The 21,489-nt window shown below is 70.6% G+C and carries 23 protein-coding genes and 1 pseudogene; 7 read left to right on the plus strand and 17 right to left on the minus strand.

All coding sequences use genetic code 11. The features are described from left to right. Positions 1–173, minus strand: a pseudogene (locus tag ACWC24_RS40585) (xylose isomerase); the annotation flags it as partial. Positions 174–454: 281 nt separating this feature from the next. Here ACWC24_RS40585 and yicI point away from each other — a divergent pair. After that, complete coding sequence (yicI, locus tag ACWC24_RS40590; protein WP_450667943.1) at positions 455–2,725, plus strand: alpha-xylosidase; 2,271 nt, start codon at positions 455–457, stop codon at positions 2,723–2,725. 135 nt (positions 2,726–2,860) lie between these two features. Here the strand turns inward: yicI and ACWC24_RS40595 are convergent, their stop codons facing one another. Beyond that, positions 2,861–4,162, minus strand: coding sequence for a HEAT repeat domain-containing protein (locus ACWC24_RS40595; RefSeq protein ID WP_450667944.1), 1,302 nt, complete (start codon positions 4,160–4,162; stop codon positions 2,861–2,863). A 105-nt stretch (positions 4,163–4,267) separates the two neighbouring features. Next, positions 4,268–4,744 (minus strand): MarR family winged helix-turn-helix transcriptional regulator, encoded by a 477-nt coding sequence (locus ACWC24_RS40600; RefSeq protein WP_450667945.1) that lies wholly within the window; start codon positions 4,742–4,744, stop codon positions 4,268–4,270. A 97-nt stretch (positions 4,745–4,841) separates the two neighbouring features. Between ACWC24_RS40600 and ACWC24_RS40605 the strand changes: the two genes are divergently transcribed. Continuing rightward, entirely contained in the window at positions 4,842–5,948 is a 1,107-nt protein-coding gene (locus ACWC24_RS40605) for an epoxide hydrolase family protein (RefSeq protein ID WP_450667946.1), read from the plus strand. A 36-nt stretch (positions 5,949–5,984) separates the two neighbouring features. Here ACWC24_RS40605 and ACWC24_RS40610 read toward each other — a convergent pair whose 3' ends face one another. Next, positions 5,985–6,527, minus strand: coding sequence for a phosphotransferase (locus ACWC24_RS40610; RefSeq protein WP_450667947.1), 543 nt, complete (start codon positions 6,525–6,527; stop codon positions 5,985–5,987). A 188-nt stretch (positions 6,528–6,715) separates the two neighbouring features. Between ACWC24_RS40610 and ACWC24_RS40615 the strand changes: the two genes are divergently transcribed. The 3 genes from ACWC24_RS40615 to ACWC24_RS40625 are packed head-to-tail and all read left to right on the plus strand — an operon-like array spanning position 6,716 to position 9,291. Further along, on the plus strand, positions 6,716–7,222 hold the full coding sequence (locus ACWC24_RS40615) for a SigE family RNA polymerase sigma factor (RefSeq protein ID WP_450667948.1): 507 nt from the start codon (positions 6,716–6,718) through the stop codon (positions 7,220–7,222). 10 nt (positions 7,223–7,232) lie between these two features. Continuing rightward, complete coding sequence (locus ACWC24_RS40620) at positions 7,233–7,577, plus strand: hypothetical protein (protein WP_450667949.1); 345 nt, start codon at positions 7,233–7,235, stop codon at positions 7,575–7,577. Then, the gene (locus ACWC24_RS40625; RefSeq protein WP_450667950.1) at positions 7,519–9,291 is read left to right on the plus strand and encodes a dolichyl-phosphate-mannose--protein mannosyltransferase; all 1,773 of its coding nucleotides are present in this window, start codon (positions 7,519–7,521) and stop codon (positions 9,289–9,291) included. The genes ACWC24_RS40620 and ACWC24_RS40625 overlap by 59 nt, the downstream gene beginning before the upstream one ends. A gap of 46 nt (positions 9,292–9,337) precedes the next feature. On the opposite strand, the gene ACWC24_RS40630 is transcribed toward ACWC24_RS40625, so the two are convergent. The 10 genes from ACWC24_RS40630 to ACWC24_RS40675 form a co-directional block, all read right to left on the minus strand. Then, the gene (locus ACWC24_RS40630; RefSeq protein ID WP_450667951.1) at positions 9,338–10,546 is read right to left on the minus strand and encodes a globin domain-containing protein; all 1,209 of its coding nucleotides are present in this window, start codon (positions 10,544–10,546) and stop codon (positions 9,338–9,340) included. Between the two features lie 196 nt (positions 10,547–10,742). Continuing rightward, entirely contained in the window at positions 10,743–10,916 is a 174-nt protein-coding gene (locus tag ACWC24_RS40635; RefSeq protein WP_450667952.1) for a hypothetical protein, read from the minus strand. A gap of 77 nt (positions 10,917–10,993) precedes the next feature. Further along, positions 10,994–11,398 (minus strand): gas vesicle protein K, encoded by a 405-nt coding sequence (locus ACWC24_RS40640; RefSeq protein WP_450667965.1) that lies wholly within the window; start codon positions 11,396–11,398, stop codon positions 10,994–10,996. A gap of 5 nt (positions 11,399–11,403) precedes the next feature. Next, positions 11,404–11,637 (minus strand): gas vesicle protein, encoded by a 234-nt coding sequence (locus tag ACWC24_RS40645; RefSeq protein WP_450667953.1) that lies wholly within the window; start codon positions 11,635–11,637, stop codon positions 11,404–11,406. Beyond that, a complete protein-coding gene (locus ACWC24_RS40650) occupies positions 11,634–12,452 on the minus strand; it encodes a GvpL/GvpF family gas vesicle protein (protein ID WP_450667954.1) in 819 nt (272 codons plus the stop codon). Before ACWC24_RS40650 ends, ACWC24_RS40645 begins: the two co-directional genes overlap by 4 nt. After that, positions 12,445–13,035 carry a gas vesicle protein gene (locus tag ACWC24_RS40655; RefSeq protein WP_450667955.1) on the minus strand — a complete coding sequence of 197 codons (591 nt, stop codon included), beginning with the start codon at positions 13,033–13,035 and terminating at the stop codon, positions 12,445–12,447. Before ACWC24_RS40655 ends, ACWC24_RS40650 begins: the two co-directional genes overlap by 8 nt. A 20-nt stretch (positions 13,036–13,055) precedes the next feature. Beyond that, the gene (locus ACWC24_RS40660; protein ID WP_450667956.1) at positions 13,056–13,310 is read right to left on the minus strand and encodes a gas vesicle protein GvpG; all 255 of its coding nucleotides are present in this window, start codon (positions 13,308–13,310) and stop codon (positions 13,056–13,058) included. Positions 13,311–13,322: 12 nt separating this feature from the next. Beyond that, positions 13,323–14,036 (minus strand): GvpL/GvpF family gas vesicle protein, encoded by a 714-nt coding sequence (locus tag ACWC24_RS40665; protein ID WP_450667957.1) that lies wholly within the window; start codon positions 14,034–14,036, stop codon positions 13,323–13,325. Between the two features lie 2 nt (positions 14,037–14,038). Then, complete coding sequence (locus ACWC24_RS40670; protein ID WP_450667958.1) at positions 14,039–14,515, minus strand: gas vesicle structural protein GvpA; 477 nt, start codon at positions 14,513–14,515, stop codon at positions 14,039–14,041. 30 nt (positions 14,516–14,545) lie between these two features. Further along, positions 14,546–14,908, minus strand: a complete 363-nt coding sequence (locus tag ACWC24_RS40675; RefSeq protein ID WP_450667959.1) for a gas vesicle protein GvpO — start codon at positions 14,906–14,908, stop codon at positions 14,546–14,548. 144 nt (positions 14,909–15,052) lie between these two features. On the opposite strand from ACWC24_RS40675, the gene ACWC24_RS40680 reads away from it, so the two are divergent. Beyond that, positions 15,053–15,898: a histone protein gene (locus ACWC24_RS40680; protein ID WP_450667960.1), complete on the plus strand. Its 846-nt coding sequence runs from the start codon at positions 15,053–15,055 to the stop codon at positions 15,896–15,898. Positions 15,899–15,901: 3 nt separating this feature from the next. Then, positions 15,902–17,020 (plus strand): SRPBCC family protein, encoded by a 1,119-nt coding sequence (locus tag ACWC24_RS40685; protein ID WP_450667961.1) that lies wholly within the window; start codon positions 15,902–15,904, stop codon positions 17,018–17,020. A gap of 64 nt (positions 17,021–17,084) precedes the next feature. Here the strand turns inward: ACWC24_RS40685 and ACWC24_RS40690 are convergent, their stop codons facing one another. The 3 genes from ACWC24_RS40690 to ACWC24_RS40700 all read right to left on the minus strand — a co-directional run bounded on the left by ACWC24_RS40690 (position 17,085) and on the right by ACWC24_RS40700 (position 21,270). Beyond that, positions 17,085–18,284: a glycoside hydrolase family 64 protein gene (locus tag ACWC24_RS40690; RefSeq protein WP_450667962.1), complete on the minus strand. Its 1,200-nt coding sequence runs from the start codon at positions 18,282–18,284 to the stop codon at positions 17,085–17,087. Positions 18,285–18,408: 124 nt separating this feature from the next. Beyond that, entirely contained in the window at positions 18,409–19,695 is a 1,287-nt protein-coding gene (locus ACWC24_RS40695) for a ricin-type beta-trefoil lectin domain protein (protein WP_450667963.1), read from the minus strand. A 348-nt stretch (positions 19,696–20,043) separates the two neighbouring features. Further along, the gene (locus ACWC24_RS40700) at positions 20,044–21,270 is read right to left on the minus strand and encodes an MFS transporter (RefSeq protein WP_450667964.1); all 1,227 of its coding nucleotides are present in this window, start codon (positions 21,268–21,270) and stop codon (positions 20,044–20,046) included. Between the last annotated feature and the right edge of the window lie 219 nt (positions 21,271–21,489).

A 21,489-nucleotide genomic window follows, 5' to 3' on the forward strand; every position in this document is an offset into this window, starting at 1 on the left:
TCGTCGTGGAAGGTCACACCGTAGGCACCCAGCTCGGCCAGACGCTGCACCGTCTCGACCGGGTCCAGGGCCCGCCGGGTCGCGTCACCGAACGGATCCCGTCCCTGCCAGCCGACGGTCCACAGACCGAACGTGAACCTGTCCTCGGGAGTGGCGTTGAAGCGCTTCGACATGTGACGGCCCTTGCTGTCGCGCAGTCCGGCAACGCTGCCGGACGGGTTTGTTTGATGAGATGACTAATACGCCAAGAGCACGCTTCCGCGCTAGCCCCGCGTGGCGCGTCTCTCGTTATGGCTCGACGTGAAGACCGGTCTCGTCTGCGTAATCAGTCCTGATCAGAGGCGTCGAGCGACCGGGACGGTCTCGTGGGCCGGATTTGTTTTGTGTACGATCAAATTCGTCGTGACGCTGCCTGTGCCCGAGTCCGACGGCCTCCGCTCCCCTGAGGAAGATCATGAAGTTCACCAATGGCTTCTGGCGTATTCGCGATGGCGTACAGATCGCCTACGCCACCGAAGTACGTGACGTGCGAACCGAAGCGAAGCGCTTCACCACCCATGCCGCCGTGCAACGGGTGACACGCAGGGGCGACACGCTCAACGCGCCCCTCGTCTCGGCCGAGTGCTTCTCCCCCGCCGAGGGCGTCATCGGCGTCCGGCTCACCCACCACTCCGGCAAACGCCGCAACGGCCCCGAGTTCACCGTCGCCGGCGTCGAGGGCGGCGCGGGCGAAGTGCGCACCGTCGACGGTGTCACCGAGCTGGTCAGCGGTCCCCTCACGCTCCGCCTGGACCGCGCCGCCCCCTTCACGCTGAGCTTCCGCGACGCCGACGGCCGCGAGCTGACCCAGGCCGGCACCAAGGGCGCCGCCTTCGCCACCACCGACCAGGGCGAGCACCACATGGTGGGCAAGCTCTCGCTCGGCGTCGGCGAGCAGGTCTACGGCCTCGGCGAACGCTTCACCCCGTTCGTGAAGAACGGCCAGGTGATCGACATGTGGCAGGCCGACGGCGGCACCAGCAGCGAGCAGGCCTACAAGAACATCCCGTTCTACCTCTCCTCACGCGGCTACGGCGTGTTCGTCAACCACCCCGGAAAGGTCTCCTTCGAGGTCGGCTCGGAGTCCGTCGGCCAGGTCCAGTTCAGCGTCGAGGACCAGACCCTGGAGTACTACGTCGTCGCGGGTCCCGCTCCGAAGGACGTCCTCGCCCGCTACACCGGTCTCACCGGCCGCCCGGCCCTGCCTCCGGCCTGGTCCTTCGGCCTGTGGCTGACGACCTCCTTCACCACCTCCTACGACGAGGCGACGGTGATGTCGTTCGTCGACGGCATGTCCGAGCGCGGCATCCCGCTGTCGGTGTTCCACTTCGACTGCTTCTGGATGCGCGAGTACCAGTGGTGCGACTTCGAGTGGGACCCGGACGTCTTCCCCGACCCCGCGGGCATGCTGGCCCGGCTCAAGACCAAGGGCCTGCGCATCAGCGCCTGGATCAACCCCTACATCGCCCAGAAGTCGCCGCTGTTCGACGAGGCCGCCGAGCTGGGCCACCTGGTGCGCCGCGCGAACGGCGACGTGTGGCAGTGGGACCTGTGGCAGGCGGGCATGGGCCTGGTCGACTTCACCAGCCCCGAGGCCTGCGCCTGGTTCCAGTCGAAGCTCAAGCCGCTGCTGGACCAGGGCGTCGACTGCTTCAAGACCGACTTCGGCGAGCGCATCCCCACCGACGTCGTCTGGCACGACGGCTCGGACCCCGAGCGGATGCACAACTACTACACGGAGCTCTACAACAGGACCGTCTTCGAGCTGCTGGAGAAGGAGCGCGGGCAGGGCGAGGCCGTACTGTTCGCCCGCTCCGCGACCGCTGGCGGCCAGCAGTACCCCGTGCACTGGGGCGGCGACTGCTGGTCCTCCTTCGAGGCGATGGCCGAGTCGCTGCGCGGCGGACTGTCGCTGTCGCTGAGCGGCTTCGGCTTCTGGAGCCACGACATCGGCGGCTTCGAGGGCACCCCCGACGCCTCGGTGTTCAAGCGCTGGCTGGCCTTCGGCCTGCTGTCCTCGCACAGCCGGCTGCACGGCTCCTCCTCCTACCGGGTGCCGTGGGAGTTCGGCGACGAGGCCGTCGACGTCGCCCGCAGCTTCACGCTGCTCAAGCACCGGCTGATGCCGTACCTGTACGGCGTCGGCGTCGAGGCCCACCGCACCGGCGTGCCCTCGATGCGCCCGATGCTGCTGGAGTTCCCCGGCGACCCGGCCTGCCGCCCGCTGGACCGCCAGTACCTGCTCGGCGCCGACCTGCTGGTCGCCCCCGTCTTCACCGAGGACGGGGAGGTCGAGGTCTACCTGCCCGAGGGCACCTGGACGCAGCTGCTCACCGGCGAGGCCGTGACCGGCCCGGTCTGGCGCACCGAGCGCCACGGCTTCGACAGCCTTCCGCTGTACGTCCGTGAGGGCGCCGTCCTGCCGCTGTCCGCCGACGACCAGCGCCCCGACGGCGACTGGCTGGAGGGCATCACCCTGCTCGTCCACCCGACCGCCGAGCCCGGCTACGCGCGCACCGTGACCGTCCCGGACCTCGACGGCACCACCGCCGCCACCTTCCGGGTCCGGCGGGACGGCGACACGCTGAGCGTCACCGCGGAGGGCGGCGACAAGCCGTTCACGGTGCAGATCGCGGGCGGCGCGAGCGCCACCGGGACCGGCGAGGTGAGCGTGCCGCTGGCCTGACCCGGCACGGCATCCCGAACCGGGGCCGGGGAGGAACGGGATCCGCGTACGCGTACGCGTCCCGCCCCTCCCCTCCCCGGCCCCCCGGCGTCCGGCGCCTGTCGGGACGGACCGCGGCGGCAACGACGCAGCGCCCTAGATGCGGTACGCGCCCGTCGGTACGCCGCGGGCTGCGCCGTACGGAGTCAGCGCGACGACACCGGTACCCCGCGACGGGGTGTCGGCACCGATGTCCAGCGGACTGACCCCGATCGCACGGGCGATGTCCGGTGCCAGGTCATGGGCGGCCCAGCGCCATTCGTCCTCGTCCTCCTGGCTCTCCCGCGCGGCGTCCCACTCGGGGCTCAGGCCCAGTTCGACCCGGCGCGCCCGCTCGAACGGCAGGGGGTCGCCGAGGGTGAGCAGCTCGTCCTCCCCCTCGCCGGTCTCGCAGTAGCGCCGAAGCACCGCTCCCCGTTCGGCGACGAGCCAGGCGGAGCCGTCGCCCTGTCCGCCGTAGTAGTACGCCTGGGCCTGTCCGTAGCGGGCGCTGAGCCGGGTGCACAGGTCCAGCACGTCCGCGCTGCGCTCCTCGCCGCACGGATCGCACCAGGCGCCGAGGACGAGGGTCCAGCCGTCGAGCTCCGGGGTGACGAAGACCCGCTCGTTGCCGTCGTGCTCCGAGGTGTCGCTTCCGTGGCCGTCGGAGTCGACGATGTCGTTGCCCAGCGCGAACGTCACGGGTCTGGGCTCGGTCAGGCCCAGGGCCCGCAGTATCCCGGCCTGGTCCCCGCTCGGGACGGCTATCCAGTGGTTCCAGCAGGCCCACAGCGGCTCGGGCCGGTCGTCCGGGAGCTTGACGCGGATCAGCCGTTCGACCGCGGCCCGGTCGGCGTCGGACAGCGCCGGTTCGCCGCCCAGTCCGGCCAGCACGGTCAGCGCCCGCGCCCGCTGCCGCCCCGGCCCCTGCTCCCGGACGCGCCGGAGCAGCGGGATGATCTGCTCGCCCTGGAGCACCAGGGCGTTCGCCGCCTGCCGGCCGACCTCGTCGTCCGGATCGCCGAGCAGCGGCAGCAGCGCGGTGGCGGCGGACCGGGCGCCCTCGCCGCAGCGCTGGATCCCCCGGACGGCGGCAGCGCGTACCAGCGGCAGAGGGTGCGAGAGCGCCTCCGTGTACCAGGCCAGGGCGGTCACTCCGAGGCCCGTGAACACGAACCCGGCCCGCCGCCGGGCCTGCTCGGTGGGCGCGGAGACCAGTCCCTGGAGCAGGCCGTCGAAGCCGGTCTCCCCGCATCGTCCGAGCACGGCGGACACATGCCACCAGTCCACGGGGGACTCCGCGTCCGTCGCCTCTCGGACCAGCCGCGCCACCCCGCCGGCGCCGAGCGCGACCAACGCGTCCGCCGCAGCCGCACGCTGCTCGGGCACCGCGAGGTCCCGTACCAGGTCGATGTCCACCCACGAACCCCTTCCGCCGGACCGTCCCGGACTTCCCGGCCTTCATCATGGCGCACGCCTCCGACACCGGCCGGAGCGCTCGTATCCGCACGCGGAAGGAGTGGGTCACTTCGCGTCGGGCGGGCCGGGATGACCGGGCCGGTGATGCTCGGTCAGGACGGTGAGCAGGCGAGTGAGTTCGGTCTGCCGGTCGGGGTCGAGGGGGGCGAGGAGTTCGCGCTGGGCGTCGGTGACGAGCGCGTCGAGGTGCTCCCGGCGGCGCAGGCCCTCGGCGGTGAGGGTGATGACGTTGCGGCGACGGTCAGCCGGGTCCGGTGCGCGGCGGATGTACGCGGCGTCCCCGAGTTCGTTGAGGACGGCGACCATGTCGCTGCGGTAGATGCCGGTACGACGACTGAGTTCGGCCTGGCTTGCGGCTCCGTCCTCGGCGAGCGCGGTCAGCACGGCGAAGTGCCACTTGCGGGCGTCCACGGCGGCCAGCCGCTCGTTGACGAGCCGGTCCGCGACGGCCGCGACCCCGGCGATCAGGCGACTGGGGATGGCGCGCAGCCGGGCCGGGGTGGGTTCTGGGGTCGCGCTCACGGGAGTCCTCCGCCTCTTGCGTTAGTGTCACTAACATTCTACATTCGTTAGTGACACGAACGTTAGTGCTGCAAACGAATCCTCTGGAGTGACTTCCATGATCAAGCCGTTCCGCATCGACATCCCCCAGGCCGACCTCGACGACCTGGCCGACCGTCTCTCCCGGACCCGCTGGCCCAACGAGGTCGCCGACGCCGGCTGGGACTACGGCTTCCCGCTGACGCGGCTGAAGGAGCTCGCCGAGCACTGGCGCACCGGCTACGACTGGCGTGCGCACGAGGCCGAGCTCAACGCGCTCCGGCACTTCACCACCGAGATCGACGGCCAGGACATCCACTTCGTCCATGTCCGGTCCGCGAATCCCGACGCGCTCGCGCTCGTCCTCACGCACGGCTGGCCCGGCTCGTTCCTGGAGTTCCTCGACGTGATCGAGCCGCTGACGCGCGACTTCCACCTGGTGATCCCGTCCATCCCGGGCTACGGCTTCTCCGGGCCCACCCACGAACGCGGCTGGGACGTCGCCCGCGTCGCACGGGCCTGGGCCGAGCTGATGCGCCGTCTCGGGTACGAGCGCTACGGCGCGCAGGGCGGCGACTTCGGCGCGGGCATCTCCATCGCGCTCGGCGCGCTGGCACCCGAACACGTCGTCGGAGTCCACGTCAACTACCTGCCGACCCGCCCCGACCCGGATGCCGGCATCGAACTGTCCGCGACGGACGAGGCCCGGCTGGACCGGATCAGGCAGCTGATGGCGAACCGTCCGCCGTACCAGGCCCTCCAGGCCACCACCCCGCAGACCCTCGGCTACGCGCTGACCGACTCGCCGGTCGGCCAACTGGCCTGGATAGCCGAGCGCTTCGCCCGGTGGACCGACCCGCGCACGCCGGTCAGCGACGAGCGCATGCTCACCGATGTGTCGCTGTACTGGCTGACCGCCACGGCCGCTTCGTCGGCACGACTGCACCGTGACACGCCACGAGGCACCGCGCCGTGCCCGGTGCCGGTCGGCGTGGCGGTGTTCGCGCACGACATCACACTGCCGGTGCGGCCGCTGGCCGAGCGGCTGTACGACATCAGGCACTGGTCGGAGTTCGACCGCGGCGGCCACTTCGCCGCGATGGAGGTCCCGGACCTGCTCGCCGAGGACGTCCGGGAGTTCTTCCTGACCCGCCTGAAGGACGACCGGCCCGCCGTCGCCGGCTGACAGGCGACGACGGGACCGCCCTGGAGCCGGTCGCCCCTACGCGAACGCCAGAACGCGGAGGTCCCGGACGTGGTCCTGGACGTCGACCGCGGCGCCTCCGGAGACGACCTCCTCGAGGATCCGTGCGAAGCCGTCCGTGAGCGTCGCCAGGGGGACCCCGCGATCCGCGCCGACGGGCGCGTCGGCGGGCGCGGCCGTGTGAAGGGCCCCGAGGAAGGCCGCCAAGGTGCCGGCCGCACGGCCGTCGTGGATGGGGGCGCGGTCCGCGGGATCGCCGGGAACCCAGGCCGCGATGGTCCACGGCCGCGGAAAACGTGCGGACGGTTCACCGATCCGTATGGGGGTCGGGACCGGCAGCGGAAGGCGCGGCGCCAGGGCCGGCAGCCACCGGTGCTCCTTGCGCAGCAGGGACGGCGCACGCTCCGTGCGGGGCATCCGTACGGCCGACTCGTCCCCGAGAAGCCACAGTTGGTTGTCCCAGCCGCCGTCCACGGCACGCAGGTCCAACCCCGCGAGGTCGGGATGCTGTTCGCTCACCAGGGAGCGCACCAGGTCGTCGTCGATCTCGAAGTCGTCCATGAGCCCACCCAACCATCCCGGCGGAACGGGAAGGCGGGTCGCGTCGTGAGCACCGCCGGAACGGTACGTGTGTTGCACACCACATGACGGAAGTGCATAGCGGAGCGGGGGTCGGTGTCTTTCTTCAAGGTGCGAGGGCGTGCTGCGGCGGCTGTGGCCGCCGACCGGGAGGCAAGGGGGTGACGCCGATGGGGCGGTCGCGGTCCGAGGAGTTCGACCGCTTCGTGACGGCTCGGTGGTCGGCGTTGCTGCACCTGGCCCGGCTGCTCACCGGCGGGGACCGGCACCGGGCGGAGGACCTGCTCCAGGAGGCGCTGGTCAAGCTGTGGTTCGCCTGGCCGAGGGTGGCCGAGCAGGCGCCCGAGGCCTATGTGCGCAGGGTCCTGGCGCGTGCCGCGGCCCGTTCGGCCCGGCGCCGCTGGTGGGGCGAGCACCCCGTGGAACGGCTGCCCGAGCCGCCCGAGGTGGCGGACGAGGCCGCCGCCGTGGACGAACGGACCCGGCTGGAGGCCATGTTGGCGTCGCTTCCGGCGCGGCAGCGGGCCGCGGTGGTGCTGCGCTACTACCAGGACCTGCCGGAGCAGCATGTCGCGGAGATCCTGGACTGCCCGGTGGGTACCGCCCGTTCGCTGACGGCACGCGGCGTCGCACGGTTGCGGCGGCTGCTGGCCGAGTCGGTCGAGCCGGTCGAGTGAAGAAGGAGCCATGGATCACTTCGAGCAGGAGCTGACACGCCTGATGCGTGACAGCCGGGAGGACACGCCCTACGAGGAACGGCACCGGCGTCGCCTGCACGCCGCCGTCCGCGCCCGGCGGCGGGCCCGCGCGGCCTGGCTGGCCACCGGATCCGCGCTGGCCCTGGCCGGGCTCGGCGTCGGGCTGGTGTTCCTGGCGAGCGCCTTCGCACAGGGCGGGCACACCGGTCATCGGCCTCGTCCTGTGACGTCCGCCGAGTCGGTCCCGATGCCGACGGCGGCGCGCTCCGCCTCCCATGGGGTGCCCTCGTCCCACGTCCGTCACCAGCCGGAGAGATCCCCACGTGATCCCTGAGAACGCGCCCGCGCGTGTCGCCGAGCCGCACCGGGCGCCGACCGGCCGGCCGGCCTCCTGGGAGCGGCGGCTGCGCCGCTTCGGGTACGTCGAGCGGCCGTACGCGTCCGTGCGGGACCGCCTGGTCGTGCCGTTCCCCGAACCCGGGACGCGGCCGTGGCTCGTGCTCGGCCTTTCCCCGGCCGCGGCGGACCGGGCGGCGCGCTGGTCGGGCTGGGGCGGGCCGCTGCTGGTGACGCTCCTCGCCGGGCTGTTGCGCTTCTGGCGGCTGGACAGTCCGCGGGCGGTCGTGTTCGACGAGACCTACTACGCCAAGGACGCCTGGTCACTGCTGCGGCTCGGCTACGAGGGCAGCTGGCCGGACCGCACGATCGCCGACCCGCAGATCCTGGCCCGTCCCCAGGTGATCCCGCTGTCCGACGCCGGGGCGTTCGTCGCGCACCCGCCCACGGGCAAGTGGGTGATCGCCCTCGGCGAGTGGATGTTCGGCATGAACCCGTTCGGCTGGCGCTTCATGACGGCGGCGCTCGGCACGCTGTCGGTGCTGATGCTGTGTCGCATCGGACGCCGTCTGTTCCGTTCCACGGCACTGGGCTGCCTGGCCGGAGCGCTGATGGCGGTGGACGGTCTGCACTTCGTGATGAGCCGCGTCGCGCTGCTCGACCTCGTCGTCATGTTCTTCGCGCTGGCGGCGTTCGGATGCCTGCTCGTCGACCGGGACCACGCGAGGTCCCGGCTGGCGACACGACTGCCGATCGACGAGGACGGCCGGGTGCGCCCAAACGCGCCCACCGGTGACCGGGCCGGGACGGGAGCGCGTCCCTGGCGGATCGCGGCCGGCGTCTGCCTGGGGCTGGCGGCCTCGACCAAGTGGAACGGCCTGTACTTCCTCGCCTGCTTCGTGGTCCTCGCCCTGCTGTGGGACGTCGGCGCCCGCCGCGTGGCGGGCGCGCGCAGGCCGTGGCGCGCGGTACTGCGCAAGGATCTCGGCCGGTCGGTGCTGTCCCTCGTCGCGGTCGCCGTCGTGACGTATCTGGCGGCCTGGACCGGCTGGTTCCGGTCCGACGACGGCTACGGACGCCACTGGGCGGACGGCCGTGGCGGCACCTGGTCGTGGCTCCCGGCCCCGCTGCGAAGCCTGTGGCACTACGAGTACGACGTCTACCGGTTCAACGTGGGACTGCACACCCCCCACAGGTACGAGTCGAATCCCTGGAGCTGGCTGCTCCTCGGCCGCCCGGTGCTGTTCCACTACGCCTCACCGGGGCCCGGCACGGGCGGCTGCCGGACCACGGCCGGCTGTGCGCAGACGATCCTCGCCCTGGGCACGCCCCTGCTGTGGTGGTCGGCCTGCTGCGCTCTCGTGTACCTGCTCCACCGCTGGGCGCTGCGCCGCGACTGGCGCTGCGGTGCCGTGCTGTGCGCGGTGGGCGCCGGCTATCTCCCCTGGTTCCTGTATCAGGACCGGACGATCTTCTCCTTCTACGCGGTCGTCCTCGTGCCGTACCTGTGCCTGGCCGTCACGATGATGCTGGCCACTCTGGCGGGGCCGCCGGGAGCGACCCGCGGGCGCCGCGCCCGAGGCGTGGTGGCCGCGGGCGTCCTCGTCCTGTTCATCGCCTGGAACTTCGTCTACTTCTGGCCGTTGTACACCGCGCGGACCATCCCGATCGACGCCTGGCGGGCGAGGATGTGGCTGGACACCTGGGTCTAGCCACGGGGGTCGGACCACGCAGCCCGACCGCCCGGCGCCGGACGCGTCAGTCGAGGTCCGCCTGCCACAGGTCGGGGCCGAACACCTCGTACTGGATGTCCTGGGGCGGGACACCGCGCTCGAGCAGCCTGCTGCGCAGGGGCTGCATGAACGCCAGCGGGCCGCACATGTAGTACACGGCGTCGTCGGGAAGTTCGACCTGGTCGAGGTCCATCAGCCCCGGGAACACCCCGGTCACCGGCTCGTTGGTCACCGCTCCGTTGTCGTACCACACGTACAGTTGCGCGTTGCGCAGCTCCAGGATGTCGCTGACCACCTGGCGGCGCAGCGCGAAGGACGCTTCGTCGGCGTCGGCGTGGAGCATGGTGATCGGCAGCCGCGACTCGGCCTGGACGAGGTGCGAGAGCATCCCGGCCATCGGGCTGATCCCGATGCCCGCGGTGGCGAACACCACCGGGCGCCCCGAGTCGTCGAGCACGACGTCGCCGTAGGGCAGCGACACCGTCAGGACATCGCCCACCTCGACCGAGTCGTGCAGGAAGTTGGACATCTCGCCGTCGGGTTCGCCGCCGCCGTGGACCCGCTTGACCGAGAACTGGCGGTGCTCGCCGTCGTCGGCCCGGGTCAGGCTGTACTGGCGCGGCTGGCGCACCCCGTCGGGCATGGTCATCAGCACGGTGACGTACTGGCCCGGGAGCGAGGTCGTCACCAGCCGGTCGTCGACCCGCTTGAGCACGAAGGTGACGACGTCGGCCGTCTCCTTGATCTTCTTCTCGACCTCCCACTTCCGCCACACCGTCTCCGGGGTGACGCCCCGCGCGCTGTAGAGGCCGCGCTCCTGGTTGATCAGGGCGTTGGCCATCAGCCAGTAGACCTCGTCCCAGGCCGCGGCGACCTCCGGGGTGACGGCGTCGCCGAGGACGTCGACGATGGCCCACATCAGGTTGTCGTGGACGATCCGGTACTGGTCGGGGCGGATCCCGAGGGACGCGTGCTTGTGCGCGATCCGGTTCAGCAGGTGGTCCGGCGACTGCTCGGGTGTCTTGACCAGCCCGCTGGCGAAGGCCGCCACCGAACCGGCGAGCGCCTGCTGCTGCGATCCGTGTGCCTGGTTGCCCCGGTTGAACACACCGTCGAGGAGTTCCGGGTGCTCGGCGAACATGTGCTTGTAGAAGCGTTGGGTGATGTCCCCGATGTGCTGGGCGACGACCGGAAGGGTCGCGGTGACGACGGGCCTGGCGGTGTTCGAGAGCATGTCGGGTCTCTCCAACTGAGGTGAGGGACAGCACGGATCGTCTCGTCGGCGGTCAACGGCAGGCGGACCGCCGCTGATTGCGACGAAGGTACGCAACCGCGGCAGGTGCGGCAATGACACGGCGCGCCGTGCCCGCCGTCCACCCTAGGAGCGGGCCGCCGGTGCCGCACCTCGGTGCCGCCGGCCGCGGGACGGGTCAGTGCTTGAAGGAGTCCTTGGTCCGTTCCTTCGCGCCCCGCATCGCGCCCCGGGTCTGGAGGGCGGCGCCCTTGGCCGCGACGGTGTCGTTGTGTACCGCGTGAGCCACCTTTCGAATGGCCTTTCCCACGACCTGCTCGGCCTTCGCCTTGGCCTTCTCTGCGGCACTCATGTCCGTACCTCCGTCGAGACCTCCGTGGAGTTCCAGTCGCCGCGTGCCCGTGCGGCGACGGTCGAAACCCTCGTGGGTCAGCCGGACGGGTCGGGCGGGAGCAGTGTGCCCAGCGGGCCGAGGTCGAGGTTGAGATCCGCCATGGTCAGTCCGTAGCGTGCACAGAGCTCGGTCATGCGGTCGTGCAGGATCATCAAGGTGACGCCCAGCCGCTCTTCCTCCTCCTCGGTGAGGTCTCCCTGGTCGACGCGGTGCAGCGCCTGCCGCTCCATGAGCTGGCGCAGCAGTTCGACCAGGGTGAGGACGAGCCGCACCAGATCGCGTTCCACGGTGTCGGGATCGGCGCTGATCCGGCGGGCGGGGCGCGGCGGGCCGTCGCCTGCGGTGGGCGTGATGTCGTCCGGTACGGCGGGCAGCAGCCGGAACGCCCGCGTGGCCGCCTCGGCGATCTCGCCGAGGCGGTCGGCCGGACGGTCACCCATGCCGTTCACGACGCGTCCTCGGGCCCTGCCGCCCTCGGCCACGGTGACGGGTTCTGCGCGCTCACCGAGACGATCAACGCCCGCAGCGAGATGCGTACGAGGTCGATGTCCGCGATCGACAGCACGATGTCGCCGGTCAGGACGGCCCCGCCGCTGAGCAGCCGGTCGAGGAGATCGATGAGGGCCACCTGCCGCTGTGCCAGTGGCTCGAGGCCGGCCGGCCCGTCGGCTCCGCTCATGGCGCCCGGTCCGGTGCCCGGGTCTCCGCGGCGGGCAACGCGGCGAAGGAGTACGGGGCCCAGGGCCCGGTGACATCGACGCGGATGCCGGGCAGTCCCTCGGCGGCGCGCAGGATCTCGGTGCGGAAGGCCTCCGCCTCTTCCCGCGCCACGAGATAGGCGTCGTTGACGACGTTCTCCCCGGTGCCGGAGGCGAGTTCCCCCTGCTGCACCCGGTGGCGGGCGTGACCGACGGCCACCGCGTCGGCTATCTCCTCGATGCGTTCGGCGGCTCGGCGCGCGGCGTGGTGGGCCTCGTCGCGCGAGTGCCGCTGGGCCCGGCGGGCCCGCAGATAGGCCCGTCCGACGCCGAGGCCGTCGTCCGCGGCGGGATCGACGGGACCGGCCGGCTCCGCCTGCGGTTCGACGTAGATCTTGACGCCCCACTCGACGTGCCCGGTCAGCCGCTCCAGTGCCCGCGTGAACATCTCCGCGTCGTCCCGCAGGGCGCCGCGCACCCGGGCCTCGTCGAGGTACACGGTGGCCAGTCGCAGCGGCAGCACGGTGGTGTGCGCGGACAGGACCTCGATCACGGTGTGGTGGGCGCGGGCCACCGCCTCCAGCCAGTCCAGGTCCTCCAGATGGCGACGCAGGGCGCTCTCCTGGAAGTCCTGCGCGGGCACCGTGCTCACGACGGCCGCGAGATCGCTCCGGGGCCCCTGCGGCACGAGGTGAACCGGCCTCCCGGCCACGCCGACGACACCGGCCAGGGCCGTATCGAGCCCCTCGGCGTCGTGGCGCACCACGGCGTAGGCGTAGGCGACTGCGTCATTCATCCTGCGCCTCTTTGCGGCGTCGGCTCGTGGCTTTGCCGCGTCGGCTCGTGGACGATCGCGGGGCGCTGCGCCGCCGCGCGGCCTGTTCCTCCGGCACCTTCGGCTCCTCCGGCTCCTCTGGTTCCTCCGGCTCCTCCGGCTCCTCCGGCTCCTCCAGTTCCTCGGGTTCCTCCAGCTCCTCCAGCTCCTCCGGCTCCTCCAGTTCCTCCAGTTCCTCCTGTTCGTCCTCGCCGGACGACAGCTCCCGCTCCTCCCTCAGTGCCTCGATCTCGGCGCGCAGGCGCTTGTTCTCCAGGGAGAGCGCGCTCTCGCCGTGGGCCCGGGAGGACAGCGACGGGTCGTGCTCCCACCAGTCGATCCCCATCTCCTTGGCCTTGTCGACGGAGGCGACGATCAGGCGGAGTTTGATGGTGAGGAGTTCGATGTCCAGCAGGTTGATCCGGATGTCCCCGGCGATGACGATCCCTTTGTCGAGGACGCGTTCGAGGATGTCGGCCAGGTTCGTGGACGATCCTCCCTGGGAGTACGGGGACGCGGCCCGGGAAGGGTACGAACTCAGCCGGTCGACAGGACGATCGGTCACGCCGCCTCCTCGTTTCCCGATCAGTGCGCGGTGTCGCCCCGCCGGTAGGCGGCGATCTCTTCCAGTCGGTCGAGCAGTTCGTCCTCGCGCGCGTCGAAGGTCGCCTGGTCGATCCGCCCTGCGAGCAGTTCCTTCTCCAGCGCGGCGAGTTCGCGTTCCACCGGTTCGGGGTCGTAGTACTCCTGCTCGGCGGCCTCCACCACCCGGTCCACGACCCAGCCCACGCCCCGCACGGGCGCCAGCGGGAGCGTGAGGATCTGACCGATCAGGCCCATGAGCAGTACCTCTCAGACGAAGCTGTACGGGGGCAGCGGTCCGCGCAGCCGGAGCTCGCACTCCTCGCCCAGTTGGTTGGCGAGGCTGATCTCGGTGGCCAGGAACATCTCCTCCTGGGACGTCTCGACGAGGAAGGAGACGTTCACGAAGTCCTGGCCTCCGGCGGGAGTCACGCTCTCCTCCCTGGCATAGGGGCGCAGCGCCTCGATGACGCCCGCGCCGAGCGCCTGCTGCCGGGCCTCGACCTCCTGCGCGACGATTTCACCGAGCGCGATCGACGTGTCCTGGGTGCCCGTGCCGGCGCGGATCTGCTCGTTGAGTTCGCGGGCCTCCTGCGAATCGAGGAGGATCCGTCGCAGCAGCGCGTCCTCCTCCCAGGAGGCCCTGAGGTGGTACTCGGCGCAGCCCTCCAGGCTCTCCAGCCGTTCCCGGTATTCCCCGGCCCGCTCCTCCAGCGCCCTTCGCACGGATTCGTCGTCCTCGGTCGTCAGGCCGAAGCGCAGCGGCAGCACCGCCCCGTCGGCCATGAGGCTCTCCTGGACCCCCTGGTGGGCGAGGACGTCCCGGCGTCTGGGGCGCAGATCCTCGGGCGCGTCGCTGACGACCGCGCACAGCACGCCGGCGGTCACGGTGCGCAGCGTCCCGGGTGGGTCACCGACGCCTTTGACGTCGTCCAGCCGTACCGGATGGTCCTTCGAGACGATGGAATAGACGTAGACGGCCATGGTCACTCCTCGTCCCGCCGGGAAGCCCGTTTGGACGACCGCCGTGCCGCCCTGGGCTCCTCCACGTACTCGACTTCCGGTTCCTCGCCTTCCTCGTCCTCCTCGTACTCGTCCTCCTCGTCCTCACGGCCGCTGGGCAAGGCACCCTTGACCGCCTCGACCACACCGCTGAGCGCGCCCTTGGACTTGCCTCTGGCCCCGCCCTCGGTGACCTCGCCGACGAGGTCGGTGAGCTTGGAGGGCTGCTTGCTGCCGGACTCGAGGTCCAGCCGGTTGCAGGCCTCGGCGAAGCGGAGGTAGGTGTCCACGCTGGCGACGACGATCCGGGCGTCGATCTTGAGGATCTCGATGCCCACGAGAGAGACTCGGACGAATACGTCGATGACGAGCCCGCGGTCGAGGATCAGCTCCAGGACGTCGTACAACGTCCCTGAACTTCCTCTGCCACCGCCGCCTCCGCCCTGCGGCACCATGGTCATGGCGTCTCCCTTCACCGCCCCTGGAATGTCTCAGCCGCGCCGGTCGATCTGCCCTCGCGTGTAGCGGCGGGTCCGCTCGTACGCCAGCAGGTCGCCCTCCTCGTCCAGCGACACGTGGTAGGTCCCCATGACGCTGGTGGTCTCGGGGATGCGCTCCAGTTCGAGTACCTCGACATCGGCCTCCCACCCGGCGTCGGTGCGCTTGACGGCCGACACCGACTCGGGGGCCCGTCCGAGGAGTTCCGCGAGCTGTTCGGCCGCCGACCGCATGGCCCAGCCCGCCGAGCGTTTGCCGGACCGCCCGGTCCCGCGGCTGTCTGAGTGCGCTGCGGCACCTTCTGAGCGGGAGGGGCGCTTTCTGCTCCCGCTGCCGTCCTTCTCTGACGCGGCCATGTGCTTCGTCCCATGACTGGAGCGGCATCACCCTGACGTCCAAACGTACCCTTTAAGCATATACGCCCGTAAAGGTTGGCCGCGATGAGCCCCTGACCGCGGCGCACCAGCGGGGAGACAGCAGCTCTCCGAAGGGAACGACCAATGAACGATACGACCAAGATCGCTGTCGCTGCCGCAGTCGCCGGCGGCTATGTCCTCGGCCGCGCGAAGAAGGGGCGGCTCGCCTTCGGGGTGGCCACCTACCTCGCCGGGCGCCGTTTCGGTCTGGAACCGCAGCAGTTGCTCACCGAGGGGCTGCGCAAGGTCCAGGAACTGCCGCAGTTCGCCGATCTCAACGAGCAGGTGCGCGGAGAGCTCAAGGACGCGGGACGCAAGGCATTCGCGGCCGCGGCCGACCGCAAGTTCGCGGACCTCGCGGACGCCCTGCACAAGCGCACCGTCCGCGTCGGCAAGGAGGAAGAGCCGGAGGAGGAAGAGGAGAACGAGGCGAAGAAGGACCAAGAGCCCGACGAGGAGGAGGAATACGAACCGGAAGACGACGAGCAACCCGAGGACGAGGAAGACGACGAGGAACCCGAGGGCGAGGAAGACGAGGAGGAACCTGAGGACGAGGAGGACGAGGAGGAGGACGAGGAGGAGGACGAGGAGGAACCTGAGGAGGAGGACGAGGAGGAGGACGAGGAGGAGCCGACAAAACCCGCGCCCAGGCTTCGGCACCGCACCGCCCCCAGGGCCAAGCAGGCGCCGGCGAAGAAGACGGCGCAGAAGTCCGCGTCACCGGCGAAGAAGACCGCCAAGAAGTCCGCGGCACCGGCCAAGAAGTCCGCAGGAAAGACGGCCGCACCGGCGAAGAAGACCGCCAAGAAGACGACGCCACCGGCCAAGAAGACCGCCAAGAAGTCCGCGGCACCGGCCAGGAAGGCCGCACCCGGGAAGACTGCCCAGAAGAAGACGACGGCCAAGAAGGCCTCGGCACGGCGGAGGTAGGTCATGGCCAGGACGGAACAGGACGACGGGCGCCACCAGGCTTCCGGCTTCCAGCAGTTGCGTGACGAAGTCGTCGGTTTCATGGGCGCCCAGGTGGAGAACCTGGCGGACAAGGCGGGTGACAAACTGGGCGGCCTCACCCAGCAGTTGACGCAGGTGTCCGAGAACGGCGGCATTCTTCCCAAGGTCGGCGCCCGCGTTCTCCAGGGCGATTCCCCGGTCAAGGCCCTGGTCGGCGAGAAGGCCAAGAGCATCAAGGACAACCTGACCGACAAGGCCAAGAACCTGTTCGGCAGCAAGGGGAAAGGGAAGGGGCGCAAGGGCGGCACCACCAAGGTCATGAACATCGTCGAACACCTCGACGTCGGCGTCCCGGTGCGCTTCGCCTACGACCACTGGACCCAGTACGAGAAGTTCAGCGACTTCACCAAGGGTGTGCGCAGCGCGTCCCGGAACGACGACACCACCAGCGACTGGAAGGTGAAGATCGGGCCCTCCACCCGTTCCTGGAAGGCCAAGGTGCAGGAGCAGATCCCGGACGAACGGATCGTGTGGACCTCCGAGGGCGCGAAAGGCACCACCCGGGGCTGCGTCAGCTTCCATGAGGTGACGCCCACGCTCACGCACATCGCCCTGGTCGTCGAGTACTACCCCTCCGGTCTGTTCGAGAAGACCGGCAACATCTGGCGCGCCCAGGGCCGCCGGCTGCGGCTGGACGCCAAGCACTTCCAGCGGTTCGTGAGCCTCACCAGCACGGAGCCCGACGGCTGGCGCGGGGAGATCCGCGACGGCGAGGTGGTGCGCACCCACGAGGAGGCGCTGGAGGCCGAAGAGGCCGAGAACGAAGAAGCCGAGAACGAAGAGGACGAGTACGAGGAGGAGGGGGCCGAAGAGGCGTCGCCCGAGGGCGAGGAGGACGAGTACGAGGAGAACGAGGAGGACGAGGAGGACAACGAGGACGGGGAGGAGCCGGAGGACGAGGAAGAGCCGGACGAGGAGGAAGCGGAATACGACGAGGAACCCGAGGACGAGGAAGAGCCGGACGAGGACGAGGAGTTGGAGGACGAGGAGGAACCGGAGGACGAGGAGGAGCCCGGCGGCCGGGCGGACCGGGAAAGCTGACGGCTCGACGGCACAACTGCCGCCGAGCGCCGGAGGGTCGGCCCGGCTCGGACGAGCCGGGCCGTCAGAACGCCGACAGCGTCAGGGTGAAGCCGGTCGGGCTGGTGTCCTGGACGTAGGAGGCGAAGTCCGCGACGTCGTCGAAGGCGAAACCGTAGGCCTTGCCGTCCACGGTCGCCGCGTGGATCGCCTTCGCGTAGTGGTTGGTCAGGCTGCCCTGATAGAAGGCGGCCGGGTCGGTGGCGGGCTGGGCTATGTCGGCGAGCAGCGTGGAGCGGTTGAAGCCCGCGCCCAGGACCGCGGCCACGGGGCCGGTGGTGCCGTCGTTGGGCGCGGCGAGGTTGCCGTCGCAGAAGAGGACGTCACGGGTCGAGGGCTTGGCGAAGGACACGGAGGCAGGTCCGTCGAAGGTGAACCGGTCGGCGCGCACCCGGCCGGTGAACGTGCCCGCGTTGGTGGTGACCTTGAGGTCCTTGCCGGTGTACGTGCTCCACACCGTGTCGATGTACGGGGCGAAGTAGTCCTTCTTGAAGATGCCCGCGTCCAGTCCGTGGCCGGGGGCGATGATGCGGGTGTCGTCCACGACCAGCGGTGCGAACTCCTCGACCTGCTTGACGGCGGCGAAGGCGGCGGCGCGTCCGCCGTCGCGCAGGGTGCCCGTCGTCTGGTCCTTGTCCCCGGTGAGGCGGATGGCCATCGGGATGCTGAACATGTCGACCATGGTGGTGTTGCAGAACATGCCGGCCGCGTTGTGCGTGAACTCGGCGCAGTCGTGCAGCACACCGTAGTTGGGGTCCGAGGTGACCCATCCGGCCGGGTACTGGAGCGCCGCGTTGCCGTTGCCGTCGGTCACGACCTTGAACTTGAGCTTCTGGCCGAGCGCGACGTAGATGCGGCCGGACATGAACGGCAGGGACAGCTTGGTGTCGCCGCTGCCCGCGAGCGGGATGGCGTAGTCGGTGAACCCGTCGGCGCCGTTGTCGGAGAGGGCGATCGGGGCGACGGTGCCGTCCGGGGTGAGCCGGACCTGCTTCCCGTCCAGGTTGCCGACGACGTAGAGGTGCACGGAGGCGTTGTCGAACGAGCCGCTCCTGTTGACGATGGTCATCGGGAGCGAGCCGGTCGCCGCGGTGGTCCTGGCGTCGGACTGGTCGGCGAGCGCGTAGGGGGCGATGGCCGCGATCGCCGGGATGCCCACGGCCGCGCCGCCGAGGGCGAACATCATCTTGCGGCGGGTCAGGTTGCGCTGGTGACGGGGTGCCATGGGGGGAGCTCCTTACGTGGCGGCCCCGGCCGAGGCCGGGGCGCTCGGGGGGAAATGGAGGGGGAAGGCGGGGTCCTGGCGGGTCGGCTCGGCCGACGGTCCGGCGGGGTCCTGGGCGGTCGGCTCAGCCGACGGTCCACTTCTGGTTGGCGTTGCCGGAGCACGTCCAGATCTGCAGGCGGGTGCCGTCGGCGGAGGAGTTGCCCTTGGCGTCCAGGCACTTGTCCGCGCCGGTGTTGGTCAGGTCGCGGGCGGCGGTGTACGTCCACTGCTGGGCCTTGGTCCCGTTGCAGGTGTAGAGCTGGACGGCGGCGCCGTCGTCGTGCGAAGCGGCCTTGACGTCCAGGCACTTGCCCAGGGCCCGTACGGTCCCGTCGCTGCCCAGCGTCCACTTCTGGGCGTCGGCGCCGTTGCAGTTGTGCAGCTGGATCGGGGTCTCGTCGGCGCTGGAGGCGCCCGCGACGTCCACGCACATGTCGCCGATGCCCTTGATGGCGCCGGTGCGGCTCGTACCGCCGGAGCCCGACCCGGAACCGGACCCGGTGTCCGAGGTGGTGACGTGGACGTAGTCGACGGTCATGGTCTGCGGGAAGGAGGTGCCGGAGTCGGGGCTGCCGGGCCAGTCACCGCCGACCGCGAAGTTCAGGATGATGAAGAACGGGTGGTCGTAGACCCACTTGTTGCCGTTGACGTCGGCCGGGGTGCGGGTCTCGTAGTTCTGGCCGTCCACCGACCAGGTGATCGCGGTGGGGCTCCAGTCGACGGCGAAGACGTGGAAGTCGTCCGCGAACGCCTTGCCGTTGGGCAGGGTGTACGCGGCGCCGATGCCACCGGCGCCGGAGTAGCCCGGGCCGTGGATGGTGCCGTGCACCGCGCCGGGCTCCTTGCCGATGTTCTCCATGATGTCGATCTCGCCGCTGTTCGGCCATCCCGCGCTGCCGAGGTTGTCGCCCAGCATCCAGAAGGCCGGCCAGACGCCCTGGCCGCGCGGGACCTTGATGCGGGCCTCGTAGTGGCCGTACGCCTGGGTGAACGTCTTCGCCGTGTTCAGCCGTGCCGACGTGTACTGGCAGGTGCCGTACCAGCACTGGAGTCCGGTGTCGCTGTTCTTGCGGGCGGTGATGACCAGGTTGCCGTTGCCGTCGAGCGCGGCGTTGCCGGTGCTGTTGGTGTAGTACTGCAACTCGTGGTTGCCGTTGCCGCCGCCACCCGTCTCCAGGGTCCACTTCGAGGAGTTGGGCGCGCTGCCCGCCGCACCGTCGAAGTCGTCGGACCAGGTCTGCACCGTGGCCGCGCTCGCGCGGTTCGCGGCGGGGCCTGACGTGTTGAAGAGGACGGCGGTGGTCAGGGCGGCGGCCGCGAGGCACGCCAGCCCTCCGAACGACCATCGACGGGCGCGGTGAGCGGCCATGGCGGGAACACACCTTGTCTGTGGGGGAACTTCCGGATCGGACACCGGTCGGTGCACACCGGACGCGCGGGCGGGCGAACTGCTGAGAGCGCTCTCACATACGCGGCGCGCGCCGTCGGTGGACCAGACGATACGCACGATCGCCACCACCGCCAATCGGAACGCGAATCCCCAAATCCCTCTGACCTGCGATTAGTTGAAATGACCGGTCCGGCCCAGGACAGCTTAAGACCCGTTTAACCTGCAATTAAGAAGGACCACTCCGCTTCAACGGCCGTACGGGGGTCCTGGACACACCGCGGCCCCCGGCAGTTGCCGGGGGCCGCGGGACGGGAAGCAGCGAGCGGGTCAGTCGCGGCTCCGGGCCGCCGCGGCCCGACCGGCGGACGCCGGGGCTTCCGCGCCGGACGAGGTGATCACGACGGAGCCGGCGCCGCTGCGGTCGACGAGACCGCCGACGACGGCCAGGCCCAGGCCCGCCACCGCGAGGGCCGCGCCGACCAGGTTGGGCGAGCCCCAGCCCCAGCCGGCCGAGATGGCCAGGCCGCCCAGCCAGGCGCCGCCCGCGTTGGCCAGGTTGAAGGCGGAGTGGTTGGACGCGGCCGCCATGGTGGGGGCGTCCTTCGCCTTGGCCATGAGCAGCATCTGGACGGGCGTGGTGATCAGGGAGCCCATCGCGCCGATGAAGGTGATCGTCAGCAGGGCGGGCACCGTGCTGTGGACCGTGAAGTAGAACGCCACCAGTGCCGCGGCGAGCAGCGCGAGCCCCGCGTACAGGGTGGGGCGCAGGGCGCGGTCCGTGAGCGGGCCCGCGACCAGCGTGCCCAGGGTCATCCCGACGCCGTAGAGCGCGAGGACCAGGGTGGTGGAGGAGTCGGATATGCCCGTCAGGTTCGTCAGCATGGGCACCAGGTAGCTGTAGACGGCGAAGAACCCGCCGAAGCCCACGACCGCGGTGGCCAGGCCGATCACCACCTGCTTGTTGCCCATGGCGCGCAGCTCGTGCTTGATGCCGGACTGCGCGCCGCGCGGCTGGTCGGGGACGAACAGCGCCAGCGCGACGAGCGCGATCACGCCGATGACACCGACCGCGGCGTAGGCGGCCCGCCAGCCGAACTGCTGTCCGAGGGCCGTGCCGGCCGGGACACCGACGATGTTCGCGATGGTGAGCCCGAGGAACATCTTCGACACCGCGCGCGCGGCCCGTTCGGGAGCGACCAGCCTGGAGGCCACGACGGCGCCCACGCCGAACAGCGCTCCGTGCGGCAGCCCCGCCAGGAAACGCGCGGCGAACAGCAGACCGAAGCCCGGGGCGAACGCGGACGCGACGTTGCCGATCACGAACAGACCGGTCAGGAGCAGCAGCAAGCGCTTGTGGGGAACCCGCGCGCAGATGCCCGTCAGTACGGGGGCGCCGACGACCACGCCGAGGGCGTAGGCCGACACGAGGTTACCCGCGTGGGGCACGGACACGCCGATGCCGTCGGCGATCTGGGGCAGCAGCCCCATCGTGGCGAATTCGGTCGTTCCGATGCCGAACGCGACGACAGCCAGGGCCAGCAAGGCAAGTGGCATGGCGCAGATAAACCCTTCGAAGACAGCGGTCCAGGAACGAGGGGCAGGAAAAAGGCCTGGATCGTCTCCAGCCCCCGTGACCCGTCGCACTGAGCTCCGTCGCGCAGCACACCCTCGGAACGGGCTTAGAGCTCCGAACAAAAGTGGGGTCCGATCAGCGGGCGGTGTCCGGTGCGTGCGATCGCAAGGCGCCGGAAGGTCCTTGTAGCGGAGCTACCA

It is taken from the genome of Streptomyces sp. NPDC001443, assembly GCF_053597355.1.